The organism is Staphylococcus sp. AtHG25 (assembly GCF_003217445.1).
Classification (GTDB): domain Bacteria; phylum Bacillota; class Bacilli; order Staphylococcales; family Staphylococcaceae; genus Staphylococcus; species Staphylococcus haemolyticus.
The window spans coordinates 36,077-55,622 of record NZ_QJSN01000008.1 but is presented as its reverse complement, the minus strand read 5'-3'; the positions used below and the strand labels follow the sequence as shown (position 1 = coordinate 55,622).

Here is a 19,546-nt window from a genome sequence, read left to right as displayed (position 1 = left end):
TTAGTTAGATATAAGGGTGGTTATCTGTCATGGCAATGACGAATCAAGAAAAATTCAAAGTACTCGCTGACCAGATTAAAGTTTCCAATCAACTAGATCAAACAATCATTGAAAAAGGTGAATTAACGCGAGTAGATGTGTCAAATAAAAATAGAACGTGGGAATTTCAAATTACATTGCCATATTTTCTATCACATGAAGATTATTTAATATTCACAAATGCGATTACTGAAGAATTTAAAGAAATTGCCAAAGTTGATTGGCATTTTACAATTCAAGATACAAGTAATCAAGATGAGCATGCTATCAAATATTTTGGTCATTGTATAGAACATACTGCACTTTCACCTAAAGTAAAAGGTCAACTTAAACGGAAGCGTTTAATTATGTCTGGTAATGTGTTGAAAGTAATGACCTCTAATGACATCGAAAGAAATCACTTTGACAAAGTATGTAATGGTAGCTTAGTAAAAGCTTTTCGTAAATGTGGTTTTGATATTGATAAAGTTGTTTTTGAAACGGACGACTCAAGTTCTTATGATGATTTAGCTTCATTAGAAGCACATATTCAAGAAGAAGATGAAAAAAGTGCTCGTGAAGCTACTGAAAAAATTGAAAAAATCAAAGCAGAAAAAGCGAAACAACAAGATAACAATGAAAGTAATGTTGATAAGTGTCAAATTGGTAAACCGATACAAATTGATAATATAAAACCAATTGAATCAATCATTGAAGAAGAGTTCAAAGTAGCGATTGAAGGGGTTATATTTGATATTAACCTAAAAGAATTAAAGAGTGGTCGTCATATTGTTGAGTTAAAAGTAACAGACTACACAGATTCTCTTGTACTTAAGATGTTTACAAGAAAAAATAAAGATGATTTAGATCACTTTAAGGCACTAAGTGTAGGTAAATGGGTACGTGCTCAAGGACGTATTGAAGAAGACACGTTTGTAAGAGATCTAGTAATGATGATGACTGATATAGAAGAAATCAAAAAGACACCTAAGCAAGATAAAGCTGAAGAAAAGCGTGTAGAGTTTCATTTACATACATCAATGAGTCAAATGGATGGTATTCCTAATATAAGTGCATATATTAATCAGGCTGCAAAATGGGGACATAAAGCGATAGCAGTTACAGATCATAATGTTGTTCAAGCCTTTCCTGATGCTCATGGTGCCGCTGAAAAAAATGGTATTAAAATGATTTATGGTATGGAAGGTATGCTCGTAGATGATGGAGTACCTATTGCTTACAAACCAACAGATCGAGATCTTAAAGAAGCAACTTATGTTGTGTTTGACGTTGAAACAACTGGACTTTCAAACCAATACGATCAAATTATAGAATTGGCCGCCGTTAAAGTTAAAGATGGGGAAATTATTGATAAATTTGAACGATTTAGTAATCCACACGAAAAATTATCAGAAACAATCATTAATTTAACTCACATTACTGATGATATGTTGACTGATGCACCTGAGATTGAGGAAGTATTGACTGAATTTAAAGAGTGGGTTGGAGATGCTATATTTGTAGCACATAATGCATCATTTGATATGGGCTTTATTGACACTGGATATGAAAGGCTTGGCTTTGGGCCATCAACGAATGGTGTCATAGATACTTTAGAACTATCACGTACGATTAATACTGAATATGGTAAACACGGATTAAACTTTTTAGCGAAAAAATATGGTGTAGAATTAACTCAACACCATAGAGCCATTTATGATACTGAGGCTACAGCGTATATCTTCATTAAGATGGTTCAACAAATGAAAGAGTTAGGAGTTACAAATCATAAAGACATTAATCAAAAACTGTCTAATGAGGATGCATATAAACGTGCACGTCCGACACATGTGACATTAATTGTTCAAACACAAGAAGGCTTAAAGAACTTATTTAAAATTGTAAGTGCCTCATTAGTTAAATACTATTATCGAACTCCTAGAATTCCACGTTCATTATTAAATGAATATCGTGAAGGCATACTAGTTGGAACAGCTTGTGATGAAGGTGAATTATTCACTGCTGTAATGCAGAGAGACCAATCGGAAGTTGAAAAAATCGCTAAATATTATGATTTCATTGAAGTACAACCACCTAAACTGTATCAAGATCTTATTGATAGAGAACTCATTAGAGATACTGAAACACTTTATGAAATTTATGAACGTATATTAAAAGCAGGAGAAAGTACAGGTATTCCAGTAATAGCGACAGGAAATGCGCATTATTTGTATGAACATGACGCGATTGCTCGTAAAATCCTAATCGCATCTCAACCTGGTAATCCTTTGAATCGCTCAACTTTACCAGAAGCGCATTTTAGAACGACAGATGAGATGTTAGATGAGTTTCACTTTTTAGGTGAAGAAAAGGCACATGAAATAGTTGTTAAAAACACAAATGAATTAGCGGACCGAATTGAAAAAGTTATTCCAATTAAAGATCAATTGTTTACGCCACGTATGGATGGAGCAAATGAAGAAATTCGTGAACTAAGCTACACAAATGCCAAAAAATTATACGGTGAAGATTTACCACAAATCGTAATCGATCGTCTTGAAAAAGAACTAGCAAGTATCATCGGAAATGGTTTCTCTGTTATCTATTTAATTTCACAACGTCTTGTTAAAAAATCTCTAGATGATGGATATTTAGTAGGTTCGCGTGGTTCGGTTGGATCTAGTTTTGTGGCAACAATGACTGAAATAACTGAAGTTAATCCATTGCCACCTCATTACATTTGTCCTAACTGTAAAACGAGTGAATTCTTTGATGATGGGTCTGTAGGTTCAGGGTTTGACTTACCTGATAAACAATGTAGCACTTGTGGTGCTGAACTTATTAAAGAAGGGCAAGACATACCATTTGAAACATTCTTAGGATTTAAGGGAGATAAAGTTCCTGATATTGACTTGAACTTTAGTGGTGAGTACCAACCAAACGCTCATAACTATACTAAAGTGCTTTTCGGGGAAGACAAGGTGTTCCGTGCAGGAACAATAGGTACAGTTGCCGAAAAAACGGCGTTTGGATATGTCAAAGGCTACTTAAATGACCAAGGTATCCATAAACGTGGTGCGGAAATCGATCGTCTGGTTAAAGGATGTACAGGTGTAAAACGTACAACAGGACAACATCCAGGTGGGATTATAGTAGTTCCTGATTACATGGATATTTATGATTTCACCCCGATACAATTTCCTGCAGATGATCAAAGCGCTTCTTGGATGACAACGCATTTCGACTTCCATTCCATCCATGATAATGTTTTAAAACTTGATATATTAGGACATGATGATCCTACAATGATTCGTATGTTACAAGATTTATCTGGTATAGATCCTAAGACCATTCCAGTAGATGATAAAGAGACAATGCAAATCTTTAGTAGTCCTGAGTCATTAGGTGTAACTGAAGAGGAGATACTTTGTAAGACTGGAACGTTCGGTGTACCTGAATTTGGTACAGGATTTGTTCGACAAATGTTAGAAGATACGAAACCAACAACTTTTTCAGAACTTGTACAAATATCAGGATTATCTCATGGTACTGATGTTTGGTTAGGTAATGCACAAGAATTAATTCGTTCAGGTATTTGTGATTTATCAAGCGTTATAGGTTGTCGTGATGATATCATGGTTTATTTAATGTATGCAGGATTAGAACCCTCAATGGCCTTCAAGACAATGGAGTCAGTGCGTAAAGGTAAAGGTTTAACTGAAGAAATGATAGATGCTATGAAAGAGAATGATGTACCAGATTGGTATTTAGATTCTTGTCTGAAAATTAAGTACATGTTCCCTAAAGCCCACGCGGCTGCATATGTATTAATGGCAGTGAGAATTGCATATTTCAAAGTACATCATCCGCTTTATTATTATGCATCTTATTTCACAATTCGTGCATCAGACTTTGATTTAATTACTATGATTAAAGACAAAGAAAGCATAAAGAATACAGTCAAAGATATGTATTCAAGATACATGGACCTCGGTAAAAAAGAAAAAGACGTTCTTACTGTCTTAGAAATTATGAATGAAATGGCTCATCGCGGATTCCGTATGCAACCAATTAGTCTAGAGAAAAGTCAGGCATTTGACTTTATTATTGAAGGAGATAGCTTAATTCCTCCATTTATTTCTGTACCTGGACTTGGAGAGAATGTTGCTAAACGTATTGTTGAAGCGCGAGAAGATGGGCCATTCCTATCTAAAGAAGATTTAAATAAAAAGGCTGGTTTATCTCAAAAAATAATTGAATATCTTGATGATTTAGGTTCTTTACCTAATCTTCCAGATAAGGCACAATTGTCTATTTTTGATATGTAATTTTATATTCCAAGTTCAAAAGTATTTTATTAGTCTATGTGACGCAAGAGATAGACATTTGTTTAAGGAATTAAAGTGTGATATACTTAATGTGCGTAAAAAATTAGACTCAGGCAGAAAGAGTGGGCATATACCCGCTCTTTTCTATTTGCCGAAAAAGGAGGCCTGTATGAGTAAAATCACTGAAGAAGTAGAAACAATCATAACTCCTATTTTAGACGAATTGAATTTTGAATTAGTTGAAGTTGAATATACTAAAGAGGGGAAAGATCATTTCTTAAGAATCTCTATTGATAAAGAGGGCGGTGTCGATTTAAATGATTGCACACTTGCATCTGAAAAAATCAGCGAGGCAATGGATGAGAATGATCCAATTCCAGATATGTACTACTTAGACGTAGCATCACCAGGTGCGGAACGTCCAATTAAAAAAGAAAAAGATTATCACAATGCAATTGATAAACCAGTATTTGTATCATTATATGCGCCAATTGAAGGCGATAAAGAGTGGCTTGGAATTTTAAAAGCTGTTGATGAAGACACAATCACGATGGAAGTTAAAGAAAAAGCTAAAACAAAACAAATTGAAATACCAAGAAATAAAATTGCAAAAGCACGTCACGCTGTAATGATTTAACGTGATGAGGAGGAATAATTGTGGCAAGTAATGAACTTTTATTAGCAACTGAATATTTAGAAAAAGAAAAGAAAATCCCTAGAGAAGTATTAATTGATGCAATTGAAGCAGCTTTAATAACTGCATATAAAAAGAACTATGATAGTGCTAGAAACGTACGTGTAGAATTAAATATGGATGAAGGTACTTTTAAAGTTATAGCACGTAAAGAAGTTGTAGAAGAAGTATTTGATGACAGAGACGAAGTAGATTTAAGTACAGCATTAGTTAAAAATCCAGCATATGAAGTTGGTGATATTTACGAAGAAGATGTTACACCAAAAGATTTTGGTCGTGTTGGTGCACAAGCTGCTAAACAAGCAGTAATGCAAAGACTAAGAGATGCTGAAAGAGAAATTCTGTATACTGAATTTATTGATAAAGAAGATGATATTTTAACAGGTGTTATCGATAGAGTTGACCATCGTTACGTTTATGTTAACTTAGGTAGAATTGAAGCGGTCTTATCTGAAGCTGAAAGAAGTCCTAACGAAAAATATATTCCTAATGAACATATTAAAGTCTATGTTAATAAAGTGGAACAGACAACTAAGGGACCACAAATTTACGTTTCTAGAAGTCATCCAGGCTTGTTAAAACGTTTATTTGAGCAAGAAGTTCCTGAAATTTATGATGGAACTGTTATTGTGAAATCAGTAGCACGTGAAGCTGGTGATCGTTCTAAGATTAGTGTTTATTCTGATAATCCAGACATCGATGCGGTAGGCGCATGTGTTGGTGCAAAAGGTGCTCGAGTTGAAGCTGTAGTTGAAGAACTTGGTGGAGAAAAAATCGACATCGTTCAATGGAATGAAGATCCTAAAGTATTTGTACGTAATGCTTTAAGTCCTTCACAAGTATTGGAAGTTATCGTTGACGAAGACAATCAATCTACCGTTGTTGTAGTTCCTGACTATCAATTGTCACTAGCTATTGGTAAGAGAGGTCAAAATGCACGATTAGCTGCAAAATTGACTGGATGGAAAATTGATATTAAATCAGAAACTGATGCTCGTGAAGCGGGAATTTATCCTGTGATTGAATCTGAAGAATTAGCTGAAGACATCGTTTTATCAGAATCAGATGATGAAGATATCGAAATTGAAGATGTTAATCTAGAGGAATCAAATTTAACTACTGCAGAATTAGCGGCAGATATCGATGAACCTTCTGAAAATATCGAAGAAGCAGGCAATGAAGAAAAAGACGTATAAGCAGATAATTGGGGTGAGTAATTAAGTGAAGAAGAAAAAGATTCCAATGCGTAAATGTATTATTACAAATGAAATGCGTCCCAAAAAAGATATGATTCGCGTTGTTATTAACAAAGAAGGCGACATTTTTGCTGATGGTACTGGGAAACAACAAGGTAGAGGCGCTTATGTTTTAAAAGATGTTGAAAGTGTAGAAGTAGCCCAAGAAAAAGGCGTACTTGAAAGATATTTTAATGCAGATTCTGAGAAGCTAGACCCTGTTTATAAAGAAATTATACGTTTGATTTATAGAGAAGAGATTCCTAAATGAGCAAAGAACAAATTTTAAACTTTTTAGGTTTAGCAATGAGAGCCCGTAAAGTAAAGTCTGGCGAGTCTGTATTGCTTACTGAAATAAAGAAAAATAATATAAAGCTTGTTATCATGGCATCTGATGCCTCAGAAAACACTTTAAAGAATATAAAAAATAAATGTGAAACATATCATGTTCCATTTAGAATCTTTAGTACAAGAGCAGAATTAGGACAATCTTTAGGCAAGTCTGAACGTGTGAACATTGGAGTAATAGACTCTGGGTTTGCGACTAAGCTTACGTCGATGATAGATGAATATTGTGAGGAGTGATTATATGAGTAAAAAAAGAATTTACGAATATGCGAAAGAATTAAATGTTAAAAGTAAAGAGATTATAGATGAGTTAAAAAATATGAATGTAGAAGTATCAAACCATATGCAAGCGTTAGAGGACGATCAAATTAAGACGCTTGATAAAAAGTTTAGACCACAAGAAAGTAACAAGAATACAAAACAAAACACTCAAAATAATCACCAAAAACAACAAAACAATACTAAAAATAATAACAAACAGAACAACAAAGGTAACGCGAATCAAAAAGGCAATAATAACAACAAAAATAATGCCAAAAATAACAAAAATAATAAGAACAATAAAAGTAATAAAAACAACAAAGGTAACAAAAATAATAAACCAGCAGCAGAACCAAAAGAAATGCCATCTAAAATCACATATGAAGAAGGCATTACAGTTGGCGAGTTAGCTGATAAATTAAATATTGAATCATCAGGAATTATTAAAAAATTATTCTTATTAGGCATCGTTGCTAATATTAACCAAGCACTTGATGAAGAAACACTAGAATTGATTGCGGATGATTATGGTGTTGAACTTGAAAAAGAAGTCGTTGTAAATGAAGAAGATTTATCAATTTACTTTGATGAAGAAGAAGTTGATCCAGATGCAATTGAACGACCAGCCGTAGTTACAATTATGGGACATGTTGACCATGGTAAAACAACATTACTTGATTCAATTCGTCATACTAAAGTTACAGCTGGAGAAGCAGGCGGTATCACGCAACATATTGGTGCTTATCAAATTGAAAATGCTGGTAAAAAAATTACATTCCTTGATACACCTGGACACGCAGCATTTACTACAATGCGTGCACGCGGTGCTCAAGTAACGGACATCACAATTTTAGTTGTTGCAGCTGATGATGGTGTAATGCCACAAACAATTGAGGCAATTAACCATGCTAAAGAGGCTAACGTTCCTACGATAGTAGCTGTAAATAAAATTGATAAACCTACTGCAAACCCAGACCGTGTTATGCAAGAATTAACAGAGTACGGTTTGATCCCTGAAGACTGGGGCGGTGAAACAATTTTTGTTCCACTTTCAGCATTAAGTGGTGAAGGTATTGATGATTTATTAGAAATGATTGGCTTAGTAGCTGAAGTCCAAGAATTAAAAGCTAATCCTGATAAACAAGCTGTAGGTACTGTGATTGAAGCGGAGTTAGATAAATCACGTGGTCCAGCTGCTTCACTATTAGTTCAAAACGGAACATTAAATGTCGGTGACTCAATAGTTGTAGGTAACACATATGGACGAATTAGAGCGATGGTTAATGATTTAGGTCAAAGAATTAAATCAGCAGGTCCTTCTACACCTGTAGAAATTACAGGTATCAATGATGTGCCATTAGCAGGTGATCGCTTTGTTATCTTTAAAGACGAAAAACAAGCACGTCGCATTGGTGAAGCGCGTCATGAAGCAAGCGTCATCCAACAACGTCAAGAAAGTAAAAATGTTTCATTAGACAACTTATTTGAACAAATGAAGCAAGGTGAAATGAAAGATCTTAACGTGATTATCAAAGGTGACGTTCAAGGTTCTGTTGAAGCACTTGCAGCTTCTCTTATGAAAATTGATGTAGAAGGCGTTAATGTACGTATTATTCACACTGCTGTTGGCGCTATTAATGAATCAGATGTTACATTAGCTAATGCGTCAAATGGTATTATTATTGGTTTCAATGTGCGTCCAGACGCAGGTGCTAAACGTGCTGCAGAAGCTGAAAACGTTGATATGAGACTGCATCGCGTTATTTATAATGTTATTGAAGAAATTGAATCAGCTATGAAAGGTTTACTTGATCCTGAATTCGAAGAACAAGTTATCGGACAAGCTGAAGTACGTCAAACATTCAAAGTGTCTAAAGTTGGCACAATTGCTGGTAGTTATGTTACTGAAGGTAAGATTACTCGTAATGCAGGTGTTCGTATTATTAGAGACGGAATTGTTCTATTCGAAGGTGAATTAGATACATTGAAACGTTTCAAAGATGATGCCAAAGAAGTAGCTCAAGGTTATGAATGTGGTATTACAATTGAAAAATTCAATGATATTAAAGAAGGCGACATTATCGAAGCATTTGAAATGGTTGAAATCGAAAGATAAGACTTAACAATATATGTATAGGTGGACGTGGAGAAACCGTCCACCTTTTTAAATGATGAACATTACAATATATTGTTTCTTTAAGATAATGCGTTTAAATCTAACTTAAATAGTGAATAAAATAGCAAAGAAGAGTAACATCAAATATTGAGGTGACATAAATGAGTAACATGAGAGCAGAACGTGTAGGCGAACAAATGAAGAAAGAAATAATGGATATCGTTAATAATAAAGTTAAAGATCCTAGAGTAGGGTTTATCACAATTACTGACGTTGACTTAACAAATGACTTATCTCAAGCAAAAGTTTACCTTACAGTCTTAGGTAGCGAAAAAGAAGTTAATGATACGTTTAAAGCTTTAGACAAAGCGAAAGGATTTATTAAATCTGAATTAGGTTCAAGAATGAGATTGCGTATCGTTCCAGAATTATTCTTTGAATATGATGAATCAATTGAGTATGGTAATAAAATCGAGAAAATGATTCAAGATTTGCATAAGCAAGATAGATAATTATTTATAATCTTAATTACAGCAAATTTACTAAATAGTTAAGGGGTAGGACATTGAAATTAGTATAATTTCAGTTCTACTCTTTTTTTAAAAATTAAAGTAATTAAAAATTTACCAATTTAGCTATATGATATACGAATTAGTGTTATTACTTCTATATTAAATAACACAAGTTAAGTCAGATAAGTTATGATACATAGGTGTACTTAAAACTGAAGGATGTGAAAAAATGTATAATGGTATTTTACCTGTATATAAAGAGCGTGGATTGACGAGTCATGATGTCGTCTTTAAGCTAAGAAAAATCTTAAAAACTAAGAAAATAGGTCATACTGGGACATTAGATCCTGAAGTTTCTGGGGTATTGCCAGTATGTATTGGTACTGCCACTCGTGTAAGTGATTATGTGATGGATATGGGAAAATCTTATAATGCTACCATAACTCTAGGGGAAAGTACGACTACGGAAGATCAAACAGGAGAAGTTATTGATAAAATAGATGTACAAGAAAATGCAATAAATATTAATAAAGTAGACGCTGTTTTAAAACAATTTGAAGGAATTATAGAACAAGTTCCACCTATGTATTCATCTGTTAAAGTAAATGGTAAAAAGTTATATGAGTATGCACGAAAAGGTGAAACTGTTGAACGACCAGTTCGTAAAGTAAATATAGATTCGATAGCACGCACCTCTGAACTTCAATTCGAAGATGGGAAATGTCATTTTAATATTGAGGTTAAATGTGGTAAAGGTACATATATTCGCACATTAGCAACGGATATTGGTAAACAATTAGGGTATCCAGCTCACATGTCGCTATTGACACGAATAAATTCAGGTGGGTTTGACATTCAAGATAGTATAACATTAGATCAAATCTCTCAATTACATGAGCAAGACACATTACAATCAAACTTATTTCCTTTAGAATATGGTTTGAAAAGTTTGCCGAAAATTTATGTTTCTGATGAAAATATAAAAACTAGAATATTAAATGGACAAAAGTTTAATAAAAAACAATTTAATCAAATGATTGAACAACAACTCGTCTTTATTGATTCTGAGACGGAGGAAGTAATGGCAATTTATATTCAACATCCGGATAAAAATCATGAAATAAAACCTAAAAAAGTATTTAATTAAAGGAGTCTAAAGTTATGAAAGTGATAGAAGTAACCCATCCAATTCAAGAAAATCAATTGATAAAAGAAGACGTTGCGATGGCATTTGGCTTTTTTGATGGCATGCATCGTGGTCATCATAAAGTGTTTGAAGCATTGGATGAACGTGCTGCAGCGCAAAATCTAAAAAAGGCAGTAACAACATTCGATCCTCATCCTTCTGTTGTGTTAAATCCTGAACGTAAACGCACAGATTATTTAACACCACTTTCAGATAAACTTGAAATGATTGAACAACACGACGTGGATTATTGTATTGTTATTAATTTTTCTTCACGATTTGCGAGTGTAACAGCAGAAGAGTTTGTTCAAGACTATATTATTAATAATCGTGTTAAAGAAGTGATTGCTGGTTTTGACTTTACTTACGGTAAATTCGGAAAAGGTAACATGTCCGTATTAAATGAAATGGATGAATTTAGCACTACATTAGTTGGTAAACAAGAAATGGATACTGAAAAAATCTCTACTACTGCAATTAGGGAAGCTTTGAAAGAAGGAAATTTAAAAAAGGCCAATGAGCAGTTAGGTTATCTCTATCGAATTAAAGGCACTGTAGTTCAAGGAGAGAAACGTGGACGTACAATTGGCTTTCCTACGGCAAATGTTCAACCAAGTGATGATTATGTTTTACCTAAGAAAGGGGTTTATGCTGTTAGTATGGCGATAGGTGCTGAAAATAAGATCTATCGTGGTGTAGCTAATGTTGGTGTTAAACCTACTTTTCACGATCCTTCTAAAGCTGAAGTAGTGATTGAAGTTAATATCTTTGATTTTAATGACAACATATATGGTGAACGTGTCATTGTTTATTGGCATCATTATTTAAGACCAGAAGTTAAATTTGATGGTATTGATCCATTAGTTGAACAAATGAATAATGATAAAGAAAAAGCGAAATACTTACTTTCAGTTGATTTCGGTGATGATGTATCGTATAATATTTAAAGTTGGGTTCTAGAAAATAAAATTCAACTTTAAATATTATTCCTTTATCTTGGCGGGTTGAGACTCCGACGCCTAGCTCAGATTAAGGTGTATACAAATTTTAGGAGGAATTTAATTATGGCAATCACTCAAGAACGTAAAAATGAAATTATCAAAGAATATCGCGTGCACGAAACTGACACTGGTTCACCAGAAGTACAAATCGCTGTTTTAACTGCAGAAATCGCTGCGTTAAACGAACACTTACGTGAACACAAAAAAGACCACCATTCACGTCGTGGATTATTAAAAATGGTAGGTCGTCGTCGTCACTTGTTAAACTACTTACGTGGTAAAGATATTCAACGTTACCGTGAATTAATTAAATCATTAGGTATCCGTCGTTAATTTTTATATATTAAGAGGAAAGCACCATTTAGTTTGGTACTTTCCTTTTTTTATCGTTTAATATAAATCACTAATATAAAATTTGAAAAATAAATGATATGATGTAATTAATAGATTTCAGAGAGGAGATTCATAATGTCTCAAGAAAAGAAAGTGTTTAAAACTGAGTGGTCTGGAAGATCGTTAACGATTGAGACAGGACAATTAGCAAAACAAGCTAATGGTGCAGTTTTAGTACGTTATGGAGATACGGTTGTATTATCTACGGCTGTAGCATCTAAAGAACCGCGTGATGGTGACTTTTTCCCATTAACAGTTAATTATGAAGAAAAAATGTATGCTGCTGGTAAAATTCCAGGAGGATTTAAAAAACGTGAAGGTCGTCCAGGAGATGAAGCAACATTAACTGCACGTTTAATTGATAGACCAATTCGACCACTTTTCCCTAAAGGATATCGACATGACGTTCAAATTATGAACACAGTACTAAGCGCTGATCCAGATTGTTCGCCTGAAATGGCTGCAATGATAGGTTCTTCAATGGCATTAAGTATTTCAGATATTCCTTTCCAAGGACCAATTGCTGGTGTTAATGTAGGTTATGTTGATGGTAAATATGTAATTAACCCTACCGTTGAGGAAAAAGAAGTTTCACGTCTAGATTTAGAAGTTGCTGGTCATAAAGACGCTGTAAACATGGTAGAAGCCGGTGCAAGTGAAATAACTGAGAAAGAAATGTTAGAAGCTATTTTCTTCGGACATGATGAAATCAAACGTTTAGTAGCATTCCAAGAAGAAGTGGTAGCTCACATTCAACCTGTTAAAAAAGAATTTGTACCTGTAGAACGTGATGAAACACTGGTTTCAAGAGTTAAAACACTTACTGAAGAAAAAGGCTTAAAAGAAACAGTTCTAACATTTGATAAACAACAACGTGACGAAAACTTGGATTCGTTAAAAGCTGAAATTGCAACTGAATTTGTTGACGAAGCAGATCCTGAAAATGAATTGTTAATTGATGAAGTTTATGCAATTTTAAATGACTTAGTTAAAGAGGAAGTACGTCGTCTTATCGCTGATGAAAAAATTAGACCTGATGGGCGTAAACCAGATGAAATTAGACCACTTGAATCTGAAGTTGGTTTATTACCACGAGCACATGGTTCAGGTTTATTTACACGTGGACAAACACAAGCTTTATCTGTATTAACATTAGGAGCATTAGGTGATTATCAACTTATTGATGGACTAGGTCCTGAACAAGAAAAACGATTCATGCATCATTACAACTTCCCAAATTTCTCTGTTGGAGAGACAGGACCAGTTAGAGCACCTGGTCGTCGTGAGATTGGACATGGTGCATTAGGCGAGAGAGCATTAAAATACATTATTCCAGATACAACTGAATTCCCTTACACCGTACGTATTGTAAGTGAAGTATTAGAATCTAACGGTTCATCTTCACAAGCATCAATTTGTGGTTCAACTTTAGCTTTAATGGATGCTGGTGTGCCAATTAAAGCGCCTGTTGCAGGTATAGCAATGGGGCTAGTTACACGTGAAGATAGTTATACGATTCTTACGGATATACAAGGTATGGAAGATGCTTTAGGGGATATGGATTTTAAAGTTGCAGGTACAAAAGAAGGTATTACTGCGATACAAATGGACATTAAAATTGATGGTTTAACACGTGAAGTCATCGAAGAAGCTTTAGAACAAGCACGACAAGGTCGATTAGCGATAATGGATCACATGTTACAAACAATTGATCAACCACGTAAAGAATTAAGTGCTTATGCTCCTAAAGTGGAAATAATGCATATTAAACCTGATAAAATTAGAGACGTAATTGGACCAGGTGGTAAGAAAATTAATGAAATCATTGATGAAACTGGTGTTAAATTAGATATTGAACAAGATGGTACAATCTTCATAGGTGCAATTGATCAAGACATGATTAACCGTGCTCGTGAAATTATTGAAGATATCACACGTGAAGCGGAAGTAGGCCAAGTTTACAATGCAAAAGTTAAACGTATTGAAAAGTATGGTGCTTTTGTAGAATTGTTTGCCGGTAAAGATGCTTTATTACACATCTCTCAAATTTCAAAAGAACGTATTAATAAAGTAGAGGATGTATTAAGTATAGGCGATTCAATTGAAGTTAAAATAACTGAAATTGACAAACAAGGTCGCGTAAATGCTTCTCATAAAGCATTAGATGAAAATAAATAATATTTTAAGACTAGGAGATTATCATCCTAGTCTTTTATTAGTTTATAAGAATCATTAAAATTAAGAATTATATAATATCTAATACTAAATTCGATTGTTACTATAATGCCTCAAGAAATACTTTAATAGTGTACATCCAACATAAATTAAACTATAATAAATTATGAGTTTATATGGACGGGGATTTTATAATAGGAGGTAACATTTTGAGTTTAGTGAAAAAAAAGAATGACGATATTCGCATCATTCCACTTGGTGGTGTCGGCGAAATCGCAAAAAATATGTATATCGTTGAAGTAGACGATGAAATGTTTATGTTAGATGCGGGGTTAATGTTCCCAGAAGATGAAATGTTAGGTGTAGATATTGTAATTCCTGACATTCAATATGTCATTGAAAATAAAGAAAAACTAAAAGGTATCTTTCTAAGCCATGGTCATGAACACGCTATTGGTGCAGTTAGCTACATTTTAGAACAAATTGATGCACCAGTATATGGCTCTAAATTAACGTTAGCACTTGTTAAAGAAAATATGAAGTCACGTAATGTTAAAAAGAAAGTACGTTATTATACTGTAAATCATGATTCAGTAATGAGATTTAAAAATGTTAATATTACATTCTTTAACACTACACACAGCATTCCTGATAGTTTAGGAATTTGCATTCATACTTCATACGGTTCAATCGTTTATACAGGTGAATTTAAATTTGATCAAAGTTTACAAGGACATTACACGCCAGATATCAAACGTATGGCTGAAATAGGTGAAGAAGGTGTCTTCGCATTAATCAGTGACTCAACAGAAGCTGAGAAACCTGGATATAATACACCTGAGAATGTTATAGAATCGCACATTTACGATGCTTTTGCGAAAGTACAAGGACGCTTAATTGTGTCATGCTATGCTTCAAACTTTATTAGAATTCAACAAGTATTGAACACTGCAAGCAAATTAAATCGTAAAGTTTCATTTTTAGGTCGTTCACTTGAAAGTTCGTTTAATATTGCACGTAAAATGGGATATTTTGACATTCCTAAAGACTTGTTAATCCCTATTAACGAAGTTGGAAATTATCCTAAAAATGAAGTAGTAATTATTGCCACTGGCATGGAAGGCGAACCTATCGAAGCATTGAGCCAAATGGCCCAACAGAAACACAAAATAATGAATATTGAAGAAGGCGATTCAGTATACTTAGCAATTACAGCATCAGCTAATATGGAAGTTATCATTGCTGATACACTGAATGAATTAGTGCGCGCAGGTGCATATATTATTCCTAACAATAAAAAGATTCATGCATCTAGTCATGGTTGCATGGAAGAATTAAAAATGATGATTAATATTATGAAACCTGAATACTTTATCCCTGTTCAAGGTGAATTTAAAATGCAAATTGCGCATGCTAAATTGGCTAACGAATCTGGTGTGGCGCCGGAGAAAATTTTCTTAGTCGAAAAGGGAGACGTTATTCATTACTACGGTAAAGATATGGTATTAAACGAGAAAGTTAATTCTGGCAATATTCTTATCGATGGTATTGGTGTAGGAGATGTCGGTAATATCGTATTGAGAGATCGTCATTTACTTGCAGAAGATGGTATTTTTATTGCAGTTGTTACATTGGATCCGAAAAATAGACGAATTGCTGCTGGTCCTGAAATTCAATCACGTGGCTTTGTATACGTCCGTGAAAGTGAAGAACTAATGAAGGAAGCAGAAGATAAGGTTCGTGAAATTGTTGAAGCAGGTCTTCAAGAGAAACGTATTGAGTGGTCTGACATCAAACAGAATATGCGAGATCAAATCAGTAAATTACTATTTGAAAGTACAAAACGTCGTCCAATGATTATTCCAGTTATTTCAGAAATTTAAGATATATACAATCCAAAAGAGGTCGGGACAACATCACAGTTGTGTAATAATTTAAAAGGTTATGTAAACTCATTACTTAAATTATTCACTTTAGTTTATGACGATAAGTCTAAATGTGGTTGGTATTGTTCCAACCTCTTTCATACTTTTAAAAATACTATTAATACATATCGGAATACTATAAATATTTGTATAAAAAGAAATACTAAGTGATAAATAAAGAAGGTGTACTATTTTGCCACAAACTAAGAAAAAAACAACAACTCGTAAAAAGGGTGCAACAGCTCGTAAATCGACTAAGAAAAAGCAACAGAAAAAAGATAGCTCAATTCGCTATATCGTTGCAATCATTATAGTCATTTCGTCGGTTTTGGGAATGTTTCAATTAGGAATTGTTGGTCGAATGATTGATAGCTTTTTCAATTATTTGTTTGGAATGAGTCGCTATTTAACATACATATTACTAAGTTTGATTACAGTCTATATTGCAATGCAGAAGAAATTTCCTAAAACAAGACGGACTTTTGGGTTAATATCATTACAATTTGTCTTATTAATTACAACACAAATTATTTATCATTTTCAAAAAGGTGTAGTATCTGAAAGAGAACCTGTTTTATCCTATGTCTATAAGGCTTATGAACATAGTCATTTTCCGAATTTTGGTGGGGGATTAATAGGATTTTATTTACTTAAAATATTTATTCCACTCATTTCAATTGCCGGTGTCATCATTCTTACATTAATTTTATTAAGTTCTAGTATTATTTTATTGCTTAAACTTAGACATAGAGATGTTGTTAAAGCATCAATTGATAAAATGAGAAACTCAAGTCAAAGTGCATCATCTAATTTCAAAGTAAAAAGAGAACAAAACAAACTTAAAAAAGAAGAACGTCAACGTGAAAAAGAAGAAGAGCGTGAACGCCTACGACAACATCAATTAGAACAAGAACAACTTGAGTCAGCACAAATCAAAGATGTTAGTGATTTCCCTGAAGTTAGTACTGAACCAGAAGATATTCCTATATATGGACATAGTGAATCGCAAGAAAGTAAACAAACAACTACTAATAAACGTAAGAAAAGACGTTTTGGTTTAAATAGTGAAGATATTGATAAAGAGAATAGTAGTAACGATGAAACAAATCTAGAGGATGAAAATTTACCAGAGTCGAATTCAAATGATAATCATCAAATGAATGGAACAATTTCCGAAGCTGGTGAAGAGTCAAATGTGGCATATCACATTCCTCCATTATCATTACTTAATCAGCCAGCTAAGCAACAATCTACATCTAAGTCTGAAGTTCAACGTAAAGGCCAGATACTCGAATCAACAATGAAAAATTTTGGTGTAAATGCAAAAGTTAAGCAAATTAAAATTGGTCCAGCTGTTACACAATATGAAATCCAACCAGCCCAAGGAGTTAAGGTTAGTAAAATTGTTAATTTGCATAATGATATTGCACTCGCTTTGGCAGCGAAAGATGTACGAATTGAAGCACCAATTCCAGGTCGATCAGCTGTTGGTATAGAGGTACCAAACGATAAGATTTCTTTAGTTACGCTTAAAGAAGTTCTTGAATCTAAATTCCCAGCGAGTAATAAGCTGGAAGTTGGACTTGGTAGAGATATTTCTGGTGAACCAATGACAATTCAATTAAATGAAATGCCCCACCTATTAGTTGCAGGATCAACTGGTAGTGGTAAGTCAGTATGTATCAATGGCATTATTACTAGTATTCTTTTAAATGCAAAACCTCATGAAGTTAAACTTATGTTAATTGATCCTAAAATGGTGGAATTAAATGTTTATAATGGGGTGCCCCATTTATTAATACCGGTAGTTACAAATCCACACAAAGCTTCTCAAGCATTAGAGAAGGTAGTTGCTGAAATGGAACGACGATATGATTTATTCCAGCATTCATCTACACGTAATATTGAAGGGTATAATAAATTTATACGCCGTCAGAATGAAGAACTTGATGAAAAACAAGCAGAATTACCTTATATAGTAGTCATTGTAGATGAGTTAGCTGATTTAATGATGGTTGCAGGTAAAGAAGTAGAGAACGCAATTCAACGTATCACTCAAATGGCTAGAGCAGCAGGCATTCATTTAATTGTTGCTACTCAAAGACCATCTGTAGATGTAATCACTGGTATAATCAAAAATAATATACCATCACGTATTGCGTTCGCAGTAAGTTCTCAAACTGACTCTAGAACAATTATAGGCTCTGGTGGAGCTGAAAAATTACTTGGTAAAGGTGATATGCTATATGTAGGAAATGGTGAATCAGCTCAAACGCGTGTACAAGGTGCTTTCTTAAGTGATCAAGAAGTGCAAGATGTAGTTAACTATGTTGTTGAACAACAAAAAGCAAATTATGTGAAAGAAATGGAACCAGATGCGCCAGTAGATAAATCAGAAATGAAGAGTGAAGACGTTTTATATGAAGATGCATATATATTTGTAATTGAACAACAGAAAGCTAGTACTTCACTATTGCAACGACAATTTAGGATTGGCTATAATCGAGCTTCTAGATTAATGGACGATTTGGAACGTAACCAAGTTATCGGCCCACAAAAGGGTAGTAAACCTAGACAAGTATTAGTAAATTTAGATGATGAAGAGGTGTAAATGATGACAGAGTTAAACTCAGCTTTTAAAGTGAAAGAATATATTCTTAAGCAGATTAAAGAACAATCTTTAAAACCTGGTGATAAATTACCTAGCAATTTATCGATTGCTAGAGAATTAAATGTAAAAACTGATGATGTCTATGAAGCGATTGGTGGACTCATAACTGAACAAGTCTTGACAGATAACTTTGAAGAAGGACCAAGCGTAAAAACATTGCACCCCTTCTTCTATCCATTGAATAAATTATTTAGCATCAACGATATGATTAAAGAAGCTGGCTACCACTCAAGCACGGAATATTTAAGTTTAGAGCAACAACCTGCCTCTATACTGGATGCACAAATGTTAGGTATCAATGATAAACAACCTATTACAATCATTGAACGACTGCGTACTGCCAACCACCAACCAGTAATTTATTGTTTAGATAAAATCGCAGAAGATTATCTAACATGTGCAGATTATCAAGTGAGCGATGGTTCTATGTTAAATGCAATAGAGACTAATACGGGACATAAAGTCGCTTCAGCTGAAACAGAGGTTGAAGCCATTAGTTATGAACCACATATTTCTGATATTCTAAACGCATCACCACATGAAGGTTTAATGCTATTAAAGGTTGTACATTATGACGAAATGGGTAAACCTATTTTATACTCATTAAATTATGTGAAAAGCAGTCTAGTTAAATTTAAATTGACGCGTACAAAAATATAGAAACAATATTAAGGAGTGTGGAT

Annotated in this window: 14 protein-coding genes; all 14 read left to right on the top strand. The window is 33.8% G+C overall.

Features of this window, described 5'->3' with window-relative positions; all coding sequences use genetic code 11:
- The first annotated feature begins 29 nt into the window (after window positions 1-29).
- Window positions 30-4,346 carry a PolC-type DNA polymerase III gene (locus tag BDW31_RS07495; protein ID WP_053024901.1) on the top strand — a complete coding sequence of 1,439 codons (4,317 nt, stop codon included), beginning with the start codon at window positions 30-32 and terminating at the stop codon, window positions 4,344-4,346.
- 169 nt (window positions 4,347-4,515) lie between these two features.
- Window positions 4,516-4,983 (top strand): ribosome maturation factor RimP, encoded by a 468-nt coding sequence (gene rimP / locus BDW31_RS07490; protein ID WP_037551630.1) that lies wholly within the window; start codon window positions 4,516-4,518, stop codon window positions 4,981-4,983.
- Window positions 4,984-5,003: 20 nt separating this feature from the next.
- A complete protein-coding gene (gene nusA / locus BDW31_RS07485; protein WP_053024902.1) occupies window positions 5,004-6,236 on the top strand; it encodes a transcription termination factor NusA in 1,233 nt (410 codons plus the stop codon).
- A 25-nt stretch (window positions 6,237-6,261) separates the two neighbouring features.
- Entirely contained in the window at window positions 6,262-6,546 is a 285-nt protein-coding gene (gene rnpM / locus BDW31_RS07480) for an RNase P modulator RnpM (protein ID WP_037551627.1), read from the top strand.
- Window positions 6,543-6,860, top strand: coding sequence for a YlxQ family RNA-binding protein (locus BDW31_RS07475; protein ID WP_037551625.1), 318 nt, complete (start codon window positions 6,543-6,545; stop codon window positions 6,858-6,860). The genes rnpM and BDW31_RS07475 overlap by 4 nt, the downstream gene beginning before the upstream one ends.
- A 4-nt stretch (window positions 6,861-6,864) precedes the next feature.
- Window positions 6,865-9,000 (top strand): translation initiation factor IF-2, encoded by a 2,136-nt coding sequence (infB, locus tag BDW31_RS07470; protein ID WP_037551624.1) that lies wholly within the window; start codon window positions 6,865-6,867, stop codon window positions 8,998-9,000.
- A 161-nt stretch (window positions 9,001-9,161) separates the two neighbouring features.
- Window positions 9,162-9,512, top strand: a complete 351-nt coding sequence (gene rbfA / locus BDW31_RS07465) for a 30S ribosome-binding factor RbfA (protein WP_037551622.1) — start codon at window positions 9,162-9,164, stop codon at window positions 9,510-9,512.
- Between the two features lie 229 nt (window positions 9,513-9,741).
- The gene (gene truB / locus BDW31_RS07460) at window positions 9,742-10,659 is read left to right on the top strand and encodes a tRNA pseudouridine(55) synthase TruB (RefSeq protein ID WP_053024904.1); all 918 of its coding nucleotides are present in this window, start codon (window positions 9,742-9,744) and stop codon (window positions 10,657-10,659) included.
- Window positions 10,660-10,673: 14 nt separating this feature from the next.
- Window positions 10,674-11,645 (top strand): riboflavin biosynthesis protein RibF, encoded by a 972-nt coding sequence (ribF, locus tag BDW31_RS07455; RefSeq protein ID WP_053024905.1) that lies wholly within the window; start codon window positions 10,674-10,676, stop codon window positions 11,643-11,645.
- A gap of 117 nt (window positions 11,646-11,762) precedes the next feature.
- Window positions 11,763-12,032: a 30S ribosomal protein S15 gene (gene rpsO, locus BDW31_RS07450; protein WP_011275926.1), complete on the top strand. Its 270-nt coding sequence runs from the start codon at window positions 11,763-11,765 to the stop codon at window positions 12,030-12,032.
- 135 nt (window positions 12,033-12,167) lie between these two features.
- Window positions 12,168-14,270: a polyribonucleotide nucleotidyltransferase gene (pnp, locus tag BDW31_RS07445; RefSeq protein WP_037551618.1), complete on the top strand. Its 2,103-nt coding sequence runs from the start codon at window positions 12,168-12,170 to the stop codon at window positions 14,268-14,270.
- Window positions 14,271-14,476: 206 nt separating this feature from the next.
- Complete coding sequence (gene rnjB, locus BDW31_RS07440; protein ID WP_110709465.1) at window positions 14,477-16,150, top strand: ribonuclease J2; 1,674 nt, start codon at window positions 14,477-14,479, stop codon at window positions 16,148-16,150.
- Between the two features lie 235 nt (window positions 16,151-16,385).
- Window positions 16,386-18,803, top strand: a complete 2,418-nt coding sequence (locus BDW31_RS07435) for a DNA translocase FtsK (RefSeq protein WP_053024906.1) — start codon at window positions 16,386-16,388, stop codon at window positions 18,801-18,803.
- Between the two features lie 3 nt (window positions 18,804-18,806).
- Complete coding sequence (locus tag BDW31_RS07430; RefSeq protein WP_037551693.1) at window positions 18,807-19,523, top strand: GntR family transcriptional regulator; 717 nt, start codon at window positions 18,807-18,809, stop codon at window positions 19,521-19,523.
- The last annotated feature ends 23 nt before the right edge of the window (window positions 19,524-19,546 follow it).

Bases quoted from the DNA above. Each gene is read 5' to 3' on its own strand.
- BDW31_RS07495 (WP_053024901.1), top strand. From the start codon at position 30: ATGGCAATGACGAATCAAGAAAAATTCAAAGTACTCGCTGACCAGATT.
- rimP (WP_037551630.1), top strand. From the start codon at position 4,516: ATGAGTAAAATCACTGAAGAAGTAGAAACAATCATAACTCCTATTTTA.
- BDW31_RS07475 (WP_037551625.1), top strand. From the start codon at position 6,543: ATGAGCAAAGAACAAATTTTAAACTTTTTAGGTTTAGCAATGAGAGCC.
- infB (WP_037551624.1), top strand. From the start codon at position 6,865: ATGAGTAAAAAAAGAATTTACGAATATGCGAAAGAATTAAATGTTAAA.
- rbfA (WP_037551622.1), top strand. From the start codon at position 9,162: ATGAGTAACATGAGAGCAGAACGTGTAGGCGAACAAATGAAGAAAGAA.
- truB (WP_053024904.1), top strand. From the start codon at position 9,742: ATGTATAATGGTATTTTACCTGTATATAAAGAGCGTGGATTGACGAGT.
- ribF (WP_053024905.1), top strand. From the start codon at position 10,674: ATGAAAGTGATAGAAGTAACCCATCCAATTCAAGAAAATCAATTGATA.
- rpsO (WP_011275926.1), top strand. From the start codon at position 11,763: ATGGCAATCACTCAAGAACGTAAAAATGAAATTATCAAAGAATATCGC.
- pnp (WP_037551618.1), top strand. From the start codon at position 12,168: ATGTCTCAAGAAAAGAAAGTGTTTAAAACTGAGTGGTCTGGAAGATCG.
- BDW31_RS07430 (WP_037551693.1), top strand. From the start codon at position 18,807: ATGACAGAGTTAAACTCAGCTTTTAAAGTGAAAGAATATATTCTTAAG.